The 11360-nt window shown below is 71.0% G+C and carries 12 protein-coding genes and 1 pseudogene; 6 read left to right on the top strand and 7 right to left on the bottom strand.

Features of this window, described 5'->3' with window-relative positions; translation table 11 throughout:
* Positions 1–438, bottom strand: a pseudogene (locus tag ACFV9T_RS41915) (hypothetical protein); the annotation flags it as partial.
* Between the two features lie 138 nt (positions 439–576).
* Between ACFV9T_RS41915 and ACFV9T_RS41920 the strand changes: the two are divergent.
* Complete coding sequence (locus ACFV9T_RS41920; RefSeq protein WP_385448962.1) at positions 577–1632, top strand: chitinase; 1056 nt, start codon at positions 577–579, stop codon at positions 1630–1632.
* Between the two features lie 49 nt (positions 1633–1681).
* Here ACFV9T_RS41920 and ACFV9T_RS41925 read toward each other — a convergent pair whose 3' ends face one another.
* Positions 1682–3358, bottom strand: coding sequence for a fumarate hydratase (locus tag ACFV9T_RS41925; protein ID WP_385448964.1), 1677 nt, complete (start codon positions 3356–3358; stop codon positions 1682–1684).
* Between the two features lie 182 nt (positions 3359–3540).
* On the opposite strand from ACFV9T_RS41925, the gene ACFV9T_RS41930 reads away from it, so the two are divergent.
* Entirely contained in the window at positions 3541–4194 is a 654-nt protein-coding gene (locus tag ACFV9T_RS41930) for a DUF1707 domain-containing protein (protein WP_385448966.1), read from the top strand.
* Between the two features lie 178 nt (positions 4195–4372).
* Entirely contained in the window at positions 4373–4729 is a 357-nt protein-coding gene (locus tag ACFV9T_RS41935) for a WhiB family transcriptional regulator (protein WP_361477790.1), read from the top strand.
* Positions 4730–4812: 83 nt separating this feature from the next.
* Here the strand turns inward: ACFV9T_RS41935 and glpX are convergent, their stop codons facing one another.
* On the bottom strand, positions 4813–5844 hold the full coding sequence (glpX, locus tag ACFV9T_RS41940) for a class II fructose-bisphosphatase (protein WP_385448967.1): 1032 nt from the start codon (positions 5842–5844) through the stop codon (positions 4813–4815).
* A 167-nt stretch (positions 5845–6011) separates the two neighbouring features.
* On the opposite strand from glpX, the gene ACFV9T_RS41945 reads away from it, so the two are divergent.
* Positions 6012–6554 carry a DUF4245 domain-containing protein gene (locus tag ACFV9T_RS41945; RefSeq protein WP_385448983.1) on the top strand — a complete coding sequence of 181 codons (543 nt, stop codon included), beginning with the start codon at positions 6012–6014 and terminating at the stop codon, positions 6552–6554.
* A 67-nt stretch (positions 6555–6621) separates the two neighbouring features.
* Here ACFV9T_RS41945 and ACFV9T_RS41950 read toward each other — a convergent pair whose 3' ends face one another.
* The 3 genes from ACFV9T_RS41950 to xseA all read right to left on the bottom strand — a co-directional run bounded on the left by ACFV9T_RS41950 (position 6622) and on the right by xseA (position 9090).
* Positions 6622–7215 carry a malonic semialdehyde reductase gene (locus tag ACFV9T_RS41950; protein WP_385448969.1) on the bottom strand — a complete coding sequence of 198 codons (594 nt, stop codon included), beginning with the start codon at positions 7213–7215 and terminating at the stop codon, positions 6622–6624.
* Positions 7216–7574: 359 nt separating this feature from the next.
* Positions 7575–7841, bottom strand: coding sequence for an exodeoxyribonuclease VII small subunit (locus ACFV9T_RS41955; RefSeq protein ID WP_385448971.1), 267 nt, complete (start codon positions 7839–7841; stop codon positions 7575–7577).
* Between the two features lie 10 nt (positions 7842–7851).
* Entirely contained in the window at positions 7852–9090 is a 1239-nt protein-coding gene (gene xseA / locus ACFV9T_RS41960; RefSeq protein WP_385448974.1) for an exodeoxyribonuclease VII large subunit, read from the bottom strand.
* A 53-nt stretch (positions 9091–9143) separates the two neighbouring features.
* Between xseA and ACFV9T_RS41965 the strand changes: the two genes are divergently transcribed.
* On the top strand, positions 9144–10181 hold the full coding sequence (locus tag ACFV9T_RS41965; RefSeq protein WP_385448976.1) for a 4-hydroxy-3-methylbut-2-enyl diphosphate reductase: 1038 nt from the start codon (positions 9144–9146) through the stop codon (positions 10179–10181).
* Positions 10178–10966 carry a polyphosphate--glucose phosphotransferase gene (gene ppgK, locus ACFV9T_RS41970; RefSeq protein WP_385448979.1) on the top strand — a complete coding sequence of 263 codons (789 nt, stop codon included), beginning with the start codon at positions 10178–10180 and terminating at the stop codon, positions 10964–10966. Before ACFV9T_RS41965 ends, ppgK begins: the two co-directional genes overlap by 4 nt.
* Here ppgK and ACFV9T_RS41975 read toward each other — a convergent pair.
* Positions 10860–11360, bottom strand: a 501-nt coding sequence (locus ACFV9T_RS41975) for a DUF6542 domain-containing protein (protein ID WP_385448981.1), incomplete at its 5' end; no start/stop codon positions are given. The two genes, ppgK and ACFV9T_RS41975, sit on opposite strands and share 107 nt — an antisense overlap.

Raw genomic sequence — 11360 nt, forward strand, 5'->3', positions numbered from 1 at the left:
CTGGGGCGGGGCGGGCCGGGCGAGCGCGGTGGGCTTCCGGCCGCCCGCGGGGCGTACGTGCGCGGGCGGATGCGCAAGGGGATGGTCCGGGCCGTCGTGGCGATACCGGGGGTGGTGGTCTCCCGACGGGTGCTCATACGCGTCGTCACGACCGCCGGAGTGCCCTTCCGGGGCGACCTTCGGCTCCCGGCCGAACGCCTCGGTGGTGACGGGGCGTCCCGGGATCAGCGTCTCGGGAGCGATGGCCGTACCGCCCGCGAACCCCATCCCGAGGACCGCCGAATAGCCGAAGCAGACAGCCCCCGCGAGCGCGCCCGCGTGCCGCATCAGCCGGCCGCGGCGCCCGGAGAGGTCCACGAACACGGGCCCTCTCCCGGCCACGTCGGAGCGGACGGGACGCGAGGGCGCACGCTCGGCCACATCTGACTGATGATCCATGCGTCAGAGGCTAGTGCAGAAAATACGACATACAACCTATGTGTCAAACATGCGGTGTGTCATAGTCCGTCACTTTTAATCGAATATGCGAGGTTGGCGGGGAGGTCATCCCTCACCCCGGAGCGGAAGGAAGAGCGCGTGCGATTGAAGGCCAGCCCCCGCATGAGCGGAATCGCCATGGCCGGAGCCGTGCTCTGCGCCACCATCGCCGTCTGGGCGGGCAGCGAGCGGTCGTCCGACCCGGACCACGCGACCTCGCACGCCGCCCCCCGCCCGGAGCCGCCCCCCGCCGACTTCGTGCCGTACGTCAGCGCCTGGGCCAGCTCGCGCTACGACATGCCCGCCGCGGCGGCGCGCGGCGTCAAGGAATTCACGCTGGGCTTCGTCGTATCGGGTGACGGCTGCACCCCGGCGTGGGACAGCGGCATCCCGTTCGACGACCCGGCGCTGACGGCCCGTATCGAGGCCACCCGGCGGGCCGGTGGCGACGTACGGATCTCCTTCGGCGGCGCCGACGGCACGGAGCTGGGGACGGCCTGCGAGGACCCCTCGCAACTCGCCGCCGCGTACACCGAGGTGATCGAGCGTTACGGCATCATCCGGGCCGACTTCGACATCGAGGGCGACGCCCTCGCCGACGTCGCCGCCACCGCCCGCCGGGCCCAGGCCATCGCCCTGGTCCAGCGCACCCACGAGGGGCTGAACGTCTCCTTCACGCTGCCCGCCATGCCGGACGGGCTGACCCCAGGCGCCCTCGCCCAGCTGACGGCGGCGCGGCGGGAGGGCGTCACCGTCTCGTCGGTCAACGTCATGGCCATGAACTACAGCGGCGACCACACGGGCGACATGGGCCGTTACGCCATCCAGGCGGCCACCGCCGCCCAGGAGAAGGTCCGCCGGGTGCTCGGGCTGTCCGACGCCGCCGCGTGGAAGACCCTGGCCGTGACGCCGATGATCGGGGTCAACGACGTGACCGGCGAGGTCTTCACCCTGGAGGACGCGGCCGGACTCGCCCGCTTCGCGGCCCGCAAGGGCATCGGGCGGCTGTCGATGTGGTCGGCGGAACGAGACCGTCCGTGCGCCTCCGAGGGCGCGGGCGCCGCGGCCCCCGAACAGACCGCTGCTGCCCCGAGTACGGCGTGCAGCGGCGTCCCCCAGCGCCCGGGAGCCTTCGAGGCGACCCTCTCCGGCTGAACGCCGGATGGCCCCGGTCACGACCGGGGGCCATCCGCCTACGTACCGGTCAGGCGCCGGGCCGGACCGGGATGCTGGTCACGAACGGCTGGGCCGGACCCGGGTCCGTGAAGAAGTCGTTCCCCTTGTCGTCCACCACGATGAACGCCGGGAAGTCCTCGACCTCGATCCGCCAGACCGCCTCCATGCCCAGCTCCTCGTACTCCAGGACCTCGACCTTCTTGATGCAGTCCTGTGCCAGCCGCGCCGCCGGGCCGCCGATCGAGCCCAGGTAGAAGCCGCCGTGCGCGGCGCACGCGTCCGTGACCTGCTGGGAGCGGTTGCCCTTGGCCAGCATGACCTTCGAGCCACCGGCCGCCTGGAACTGCTCGACGTACGCGTCCATCCGGCCCGCCGTGGTCGGCCCGAACGAACCGGAGGCGTACCCCTCCGGCGTCTTGGCCGGGCCCGCGTAGTACACCGGGTGGTTCTTCAGGTACTCCGGCATCTCCTCGCCCGCGTCCAGCCGCTCCTTGATCTTCGCGTGCGCGATGTCGCGGGCGACGACCAGCGTGCCGGTCAGCGAGAGCCGGGTCTTGACCGGGTGCTTGGTCAGCTCGGCCAGGACGTCGTCCATGGGCCGGTTGAGGTCGATGGCGACCGCGTCCAGGTCCGGGCCCGCGCCCTTGGTCAGCTCCTCCTCGGTGGTGTCCGGGAGGTAGCGCGCCGGGTCGGTCTCCAGCTGCTCCAGGAAGACGCCCTCCGGCGTGATCTTCGCGAGCGCCTGGCGGTCGGCCGAGCAGGAGACGGCGATCGCGACCGGGCAGGACGCGCCGTGCCGGGGCAGCCGGACGACCCGTACGTCGTGGCAGAAGTACTTGCCGCCGAACTGCGCGCCGATCCCGATCTTCTGCGTCAGCTCGAAGACCTTCTCCTCCAGCTCCTGGTCGCGGAAGCCGTGCCCGGTCGGGGAGCCCTCGGCGGGCAGCTCGTCCAGGTAGTGCGCGGAGGCGTACTTCGCGGTCTTCAGCGCGTACTCGGCGCTGGTGCCGCCGACCACGATCGCCAGGTGGTAGGGCGGGCAGGCGGAGGTGCCCAGCGAGCGGATCTTCTCCTCCAGGAACTTCATCATCGATGCCTCGTTCAGCACCGCCTTCGTCTCCTGGTAGAGGAAGGACTTGTTCGCCGAGCCGCCGCCCTTGGCCATGAAGAGGAACTTGTAGGCGCCCCCGTCGGTCGCGTACAGCTCGATCTGCGCGGGCAGGTTGGAGCCGGTGTTCTTCTCGTCCCACATGGTCAGCGGGGCCATCTGGGAGTAGCGCAGGTTGAGCTTGGTGTACGCGTCGTAGACACCGCGCGACAGGGCCTCCTCGTCGCCGCCCTCGGTGAGCACGTTCTGGCCGCGCTTGCCCATGACGATGGCGGTGCCGGTGTCCTGGCACATCGGCAGCACCCCGGCCGCCGCGATGTTGGCGTTCTTCAGCAGGTCCAGCGCCACGAAGCGGTCGTTGGCGCTGGCCTCGGGGTCGTCGAGGATGCGGCGCAGCTGCGCGAGGTGGTCCGGGCGCAGATAGTGCGAAATGTCGTGCATCGCCTCGGCCGCGAGCTGGCGCAGCGCCTCCGGGTCGACCTTGAGGAAGGTGCGCCCGTCGGCCTCGAAGGTGCTCACGCCCTCGGAGGTCACCAGACGGTACGTCGTCCGGTCTTCTCCCAGGGGCAGCAGGTCCGAATAGGCAAACTCTGGCATCGCGGCCATTCCTTACTCGACGGGGGACTACGGCTGACTTCGTCGACAGCGCGTGCATAAGCGTAGAACGGGGCGGGGGAGCCGGGGCTTGTGAGGTAAGGCTCAGTAGAGGTGTGCCGCCGCATATCGTGTCGCCGCACACCACTAGTCGCGATCTATCGCGACTGGGTACGCTGCCAGGTGTGGATGAGCAGCAAGCGCAGCAGCCGGTCCCCCTGACGAAGTCCCCTCCCACGCCCGTCACCGAGGCGGAGATCCGTGCGTCCGACGCGGATCGCGACCGGGTCGCGGACATCCTGCGGGAGGCCCTCGCCGAGGGGCGGCTCGAACCCGAGGAGCACGCCGAGCGGATCGACGCCGTCTACCGCGCCAAGACCCTCGGCGAGCTGGAGCCCCTGGTACGGGACGTGCCCGCGGGCCCGGCCCGGGCCACCGCGGGCCTGCCCTCCGGCGCGGCGCCCGACGCCGTCTCCAGCCCGGAGAACCTGATCGCGGTGTTCGGCAGTGCCGTGCGCAAGGGCCGCTGGCGGCCCCGCAGCCGTACCCACGCCTTCGCGGTCTTCGGCGGCGTCGAGATCGACCTCACCGAGGCGGTCTTCGAGCAGCGGGAGATCGTCATCCAGGCCTGGGCCGTGTTCGGCGGTGTGGACATCAAGGTCCCGGAGAACGTCTCGCTGCACGGTTCGGGCTCCGGCGTGTTCGGCGGCGTGGACGTCGCGGAACGCGAGGCTCCGGACCCCGACGCGCCGGTGGTCCGGGTCAGCGGGTTCGCGCTCTTCGGCGGGATCGACGCCAAGCCGAAGCGCGGGAAACGTGTGAAAAACCTGAGGTCATAAGGGCTGAACAGCCGCTGTGCATACGGAATTTCCGGGCAGGGCAACCGTGTGCATAAGCGTGCGCACAGCGGGTAAGGCTTGGTGCATCGTCTCTCGTACGGCTGATGGGGGTGCACAGGGGGCCGTACGGCGGGAGGCGGGCAAGGGTGAACACCGGAGCCGTCGTCAGGAGTAGACCGTGCTGCAACCGCATCAGCCCCTGCTGGACGCCGCCGTGCCCCCGCAGCGCACCCCCGCTCGGGAACAGGCCGGCCCCTGGCACTCGGAGGCGGTGTGCCGCCGGGACGAGGCCGGGCTGTTCTTCGCTCCGTCCAAGGAGCCCACGGCTGCCAGGCTGTCGCGGGAAGAGGCCGCCAAGCGCGTCTGCGCGCGCTGCCCGGTCATGGTCGAGTGCCGGGAGCACGCGCTGCTCCAGCCCGAGCCGTACGGGGTGTGGGGCGGGCTGACCGCGGCCGAGCGCCGGGTGGTGCTGGCCCGCCGCCGTCGCCGCGAGGCGGAGTTGCAGCGCGCCGTGCGCGTCGCCGCCGCCGGGTGAATTCTTCGGGACACGGGCCGGGCCCCGCCATACGGCGGAGCCCGGCCCGTGTCGTATCCGACGTGTGACGCGTGTGACGCGTTCTAGCGCGGGCGCTCGAAGTCGACCGACGCGTAGGCGCGCAGCTTGGACAGCCGGTGGGTGGAGTCGATCTGCCGGATCGTCCCGGACTTCGACCGCATGACCAGCGACTGCGTGGTGGCGGTGTCCGCGCGGTACCGCACCCCGCGCAGCAGGTCGCCGTCGGTGATGCCGGTAGCGACGAAGAACACGTTGTCGCCGCTGACCAGGTCGTCGGTCTGGAGGACCTGGTCGAGGTCGTGGCCCGCGTCGATGGCGCGCTGCCGCTCCTCGTCGTCCTTGGGCCACAGCTTGGTCTGGATGGTGCCGCCGAGGCACTTGATCGCGCAGGCCGCGATGATGCCCTCCGGCGTACCGCCGACACCCAGCAGCAGGTCGGCGCCGGTGCCCTCGCGCACCGCCATGATCGCACCGGCCACGTCGCCGTCGGAGATGAACTTGATCCGGGCGCCCGCCTCCCGGATCTCCTTGACCAGGCCCTCGTGGCGGGGCCGGTCCAGCACCACCACGGTGACGTCCTCGGGGCTGGACTTCTTCGCCTTGGCGATCCGCCGGATGTTCACCCCGGGCGGCGCCGTGATGTCGACGAACTCGGCGGCCTCGGGGCCGGTGACCAGCTTGTCCATGTAAAAGACGGCCGACGGGTCGAACATGGTGCCCCGCTCGGCCACGGCGAGCACGGAGACGGCGTTGGCCATGCCCTTGGCGGTCAGCGTGGTGCCGTCCACCGGGTCCACGGCCACGTCGCACTCGGGGCCGGTGCCGTCGCCGACGCGCTCTCCGTTGAAGAGCATCGGGGCTTCGTCCTTCTCGCCCTCGCCGATGACCACGACGCCGTTCATCGACACGGTGTGGACGAGGGAGCGCATGGCTTTCACGGCGGCGCCGTCCGCGCCGTTCTTGTCGCCGCGGCCCACCCAGCGGCCGGAGGCCATGGCGCCCGCCTCGGTGACCCTGACCAGCTCAAGGGCGAGGTTGCGGTCGGGAGCCGCGGGACTGACCTCGAGCTGGGACGGCAGATGATGCTCGGTCATCGGAGCGCACCTTTCTGTACGGCGACGAACCGGAAAGTGAGGGTGCTCATGACCTTATCCGTTCATTGCGAAAGTGAGCAGAGGACCCCACGCATGAGCGCCACCCTGATGCGGCCCTGTTGCCGGGTGCCGAGAGGCGATGAGGGACGATAGGGGGCGTGGCAGGTATGCGTGGCAAAGAGACGGTGCGGGACATGGTCCTGTCGCTGACGGTGATTGGTGTCGTCGCGGCGGCCATCTACGTCTTCGGCATTCCGCACGATGACAGTGACCCGGGCAAGGGCGTCCAGACGGTCGACTACCGGGTGGAGGTGGACACCGCCCGGCGGGCGGCGCCGTACCCGGTGGCCGCCCCCGAGAAGAGCAGCCTGCCGAAGGGGTGGCGCGCGACCTCGGTGACGTACCAGCCCGAGACCACCCCGGACAAGGGCGCGGCCTGGCATCTGGGCTTCCTCGACCAGGACGAGGAGTACATCGCGATCGAGCAGAGCGACGGCAAGCCGGTCCCCTTCATCGAGGACGTCACCCAGCAGGCGCGGGAGACGAAGACCAAGCAGAAGATCGGCGGCCATGAGTGGGTCCGCTACGAGGGCGACAAGTACGACGCCCTGGTGCGCCGCGAACCGGGTGTGACCACGGTCGTCACCGGCACGGCGTCGCACGGGCAGCTCGCGAAGATGGCGGCCGTGCTGAAGGCCGAAAAGGGCTGACGAACAGCAGCGCGCCCCTCCGGCACGGATGCCGAGGGGCGCGCTGCTATTTGATCACCGGGGTGGATCAGACGGTGGTGACCACCTGGTCGTAGGCCAGGCGCGGGCTGCGCGGCTTCCAGGCGTCCTCGCCCGGCTTGCCGATGTTGACGATCATCAGCGGGGTGTGGTTGCCGTCCAGGAACTCCTTCTGGACCCCGGCCGGGTCGAAACCGGTCATCGGGCCGGCGGCCAGCCCGGCGGCGCGGACGCCCACGATGAAGTAACCGGCCTGCAGCGAGGCGTTCAGCGCGGCGGCCTGCTCACGGGTGTCGCGCTCGCTGAAGAAGACGTCCTTGATCTGCGGGGCGTGCGGGAAGAGCGAGGGCAGCTCCTCGTGGAACTCGTTGTCCGCGGCGAGGATCGCGACCAGCGGCGCGGAGGCCGTCTTGGGCCGGTTGCCCTCGGCCATGTGCGGAACCAGGCGCTCCCGCGCCTCGGCGGAGCGGACCAGGACGATGCGCAGCGGCGACTGGTTGAAGGCGGTGGGCGCGTACTTCACCAGGTCGTAGATGGCCTGCACCTGCTCCTCGGAGACCGGCTCGTCGGTGAAGGCGTTGGCGGTGTGGGCCTCACGGAAGAGCAGATCCTGGGCGGCCGGGTCGAGTGCGAGCGTCGTCACGGTAAACCTCCTGGTCATGGTGGGGATATTGAGTGCGCTGACTCCACTGTACGAGTTTTATATTAATCTTCAACTAAAACCGGACCACGGTGCTCCGAATCACAACCGCCCGGCTCCCCAGCCCAGGTCGCTCAATCCCAGCCCCGGTCGGCACAACCCAGCCCCTCCGGCGTTTGAGGAGCGGGGCGCCGGGGCGGTGATGCCCCACCCCCAGCCCCTCCGGCGTTTGAGGAGCGGGGTCCAGGGGCGGAGCCCCGGCGGGGTCCGGGGCGGAGCCCCGCAACGGGGGCCGGGGGCTTGCCCCCGGTTTCGGGAAGGGGCGGGGTGGGGAACAGGCCCGCCGCAGGCGCCCCGCCCCGTCAGCCCTCGCCGTCGCCCTCCGTACCGCCATCCCCGGACTCGGCCAGCGCCGCGTCCAGCCGCGCCCGCGCCCCCTCCAGCCAGCGCCGACACACCGTGGCCAGCTCCTCGCCCCGCTCCCACAGCGCCAGCGACTCCTCCAGGCTGGTGCCCCCCGCCTCCAGCCGCCGCACGACCTCGACCAGCTCGTCCCGCGCCTGCTCGTACCCGAGCGTCGTCTCCGAAGCCCCGGTCCGCCCGTCGGCCTTCTCGTCCGTCTTCGCCATACCCCTCACCCTATTCAGCTGGTCCGACACCCTCGCCCGCTCCAACAACAGCCCGCACCGCGAACTCCCCCTCCGCAACCCGCGCCCGCAGCTCCTCATCCGCCGACACCTCGGCCGCCGCCCGCACCACCGACCCATCGGCATGCTGCAGCACCGCATAGCCGCGCCGCAGCGTCGCGGCGGGGGAGAGGGCCACCACCCGGGCCTGGGTGTGGGCCAGCTCCGAGTCCGCCCGGTCGAGCAGATGCCCCAGACACCGCCGCCCCCGATCGAGCACGGACGCGATCTGTTCCTCTCGCTCGGACACCATCCGCCGAGGCTGCCGCAGACACGGCCGGGCGAGCGCGGCCTCAAGACCCCGCTCCTCGCGGTCCAGCAGCCCGTTCACACTGCGCAGCGCGCGCTCGCGCAGATGCTGGATGCGCACCAGCTCCTCGCCCACGTCCGGCACGGTCTTCTTCGCCGCATCGGTCGGGGTGGAGGCCCGCAGATCCGCCACCAGATCAAGCAGCGGCGAATCCGGCTCGTGCCCGATCGCCGAGACCACCGGCGTACGGCACGCCGCGACCGTCCGTACCAGCTGCTCGTCCGAGAACGGCAGCAGATCCTCCACGCTGCCGCCGCCCCGCGCGACCACGATCACATCCACCGCGGGCAGTGCGTCAAGCTCCTTGACCGCCTCGATCACCTGCGGCACCGCATGCGTCCCCTGCACCGCGACGTTGCGCACCTCGAAGCGGACGGCGGGCCACCGCAGCCGGGCGTTCTCCAGTACATCGCGCTCGGCGGCCGAGGCGCGGCCGCAGACCAGCCCTATCAGCTGCGGCAGGAACGGCAGCGGCTTCTTGCGCTCGGCGGCGAACAGCCCCTCCGCCGCCAGCGCCTTCTTCAACTGCTCCAGCCGCGCCAGCAGTTCACCGACGCCCACCGGCCGGATCTCGACGGCCCGCAGCGACAGCTGGCCACGTGGCGCGTACCACTCCGGCTTGGCGTGCACGACGACCCGGGCGCCCTCCGAGACCGTGTCCGCGATCTTGTCGAAGACGGCGCGGAAGCAGGTGACGGTCAGCGAGATGTCGTAGCTGGGGTCGCGCAGGGTCAGAAAGACCACACCGGCCCCCGGCCGCCGGGACAGCTGGGTGATCTGCCCCTCGACCCACACCGCCCCGAGGCGGTCGATCCACCCCCCGATCAGCCGGGATACCTCGCCGACCGGGATCGGCGCTTCCGCGGACGTGTTGACAGCCATGCCCGCGAGCGTATCGGCCACCACCGACAGAGCCCGTCGTCATCGCCCCTACGATGGGGGACATGACTGCAACCTCCGCCCGCCGGGTCCTGCTCGCTGCCCCGCGTGGCTACTGCGCGGGCGTCGACCGTGCCGTAATCGCCGTCGAAAAGGCCCTGGAGCAGTACGGCGCGCCGATCTACGTGCGCAAGGAGATCGTCCACAACAAGTACGTCGTCCAGACCCTGGAGAAAAAGGGCGCGATCTTCGTCGACGAGACGGAGGAGGTGCCCGAGGGCTCCATCGTGATCTTCTCGGCGCACGGTGTCGCCCCGGTGGTCCACGAGGAGGCCGCGCAGCGCAAGCTGGCCACCATCGACGCGACCTGCCCGCTGGTCACCAAGGTCCACAAGGAGGCCGTCCGCTTCGCCAAGGAGGACTACGACATCCTCCTGATCGGTCACGAGGGCCATGAAGAGGTCATCGGCACCAGCGGCGAGGCGCCGGACCACGTCACCCTGGTCGACGGCCCGGGCGATGTGAAGAACGTCGAGGTCCGCGACGAGTCCAAGGTCGTCTGGCTGTCCCAGACCACCCTCTCGGTGGACGAGACGATGGAGACCGTGGACGCGCTGCAGGACCGCTTCCCGCAGCTCATCAGCCCGCCCAGCGACGACATCTGCTACGCCACCCAGAACCGCCAGATCGCGATCAAGCAGGTCGCCGCCGAATCCGACCTGGTCATCGTCGTCGGCTCCAAGAACTCCTCCAACTCGGTGCGGCTGGTCGAGGTCGCGATCGGCGCCGGTGCCAAGGACGGCCACCTGGTCGACTACGCGAGCGAGATCGACGAAGCCTGGCTGGAGGGCGTGACGACGGTCGGCGTGACCTCGGGCGCCTCCGTACCGGACGTGCTGGTCGACGGCGTCCTGGAGTGGCTGGCCGAGCGCGGCTACGGGGACGTGGAGATCGTGCAGCCCATGAAGGAGACCATGACCTTCTCGCTGCCCAAGGAGCTGCGCCGGGACCTGCGGTCCGAGGCGGCCGCGTCCGCGTCGGCTGCGACGGCCGGGGCTCCCGCCGCCACCGGGACGGACGGCGCGGAGCGGTGACCGACGGAAACGGTGCCGCCCGCGTATTCGGCGTGGACATCGGCGGGTCCGGGATCAAGGGCGCGCCGGTGGACCTGGACCGCGGCGACCTCGCCGAGGAGCGCCACAAGGTCCTCACCCCGCATCCGGCCACGCCCGAGGCGGTCGTGGACGGCGTGGTGGAGGTCGCAGGGCACTTCGGCTGGGCCGGCCGCCCGGTCGGGGTCACCTTCCCGGGCGTGGTGACGGACGGGACGACCCGTACCGCCGCCAACGTCGACAAGAGCTGGATCGGCACCGACCTCGCCGGTGTGCTCGGCGAGCGGCTGGGCGCCCCGGTCACCGTGCTGAACGACGCGGACGCGGCCGGGGTCGCCGAGATGACCTTCGGCGCGGGCCGCGGCCGCCGGGGCACGGTGATCGTGCTCACCCTCGGCACCGGTATCGGCAGCGCGGTCTTCACCGGCGGTCGGCTGGTGCCCAACACCGAGCTGGGCCATCTGGAGCTGGACGGCCACGAGGCGGAGAAGCGCGCCTCCACCAAGGTCCGCGAGGACCACGACCTGAGCTGGCCGCACTGGGCGCACCGGGTGCAGGCGTACCTGGCGCATCTGGAGATGCTGTTCTCGCCCGAGCTGTTCGTGATCGGCGGCGGGGTGAGCCGGAAGGCGCACAAGTTCCTGCCGCTGATCGAGGGCGTCAGGGCCGAGATCGTCCCGGCTCAGCTGCAGAACAACGCGGGGATCGTGGGTGCCGCGATGGCCGCGGCTGACGCTGCTGACGGCGCCGCCGCTGCCGCCCCATGAGGGCGATCTTGCGGACGAGGACGATCGCGGCGGTGAGCAGCGTACCGGCGTAGAGCCAGCCCGCGTTCAGCGACAGCGCGGTGAAGACGCCCAGCGCCTGACCCGCGAACCCCGCGCCGCCGTCGTTGATCGGCAGCAGCCCGGCCGTGAAGGCGATCGGCACCCCGATCGCCCCCGGGAACAGGTCGGCGGGCCGTACCCACATCCCGCAGCCCGCGCACGCCAGCAGGAAGAACACCCCGTACGCGGTGGGCGACCCGGAGAACAGCAGCGCGTCCAGGCAGCCGAAGGCCAGCATCGCGAGCGCGGTCAGCAGGCCCGCGCCCAGGGCGGTGAGCCGGGCGCTGGGCACGGTGAACGGCCGGTCGCGCAGCGCGGCGGCCGCGCCCAGCAG

Source organism: Streptomyces sp. NPDC059850 (assembly GCF_042731515.1).
Lineage (GTDB): Bacteria > Actinomycetota > Actinomycetes > Streptomycetales > Streptomycetaceae > Streptomyces.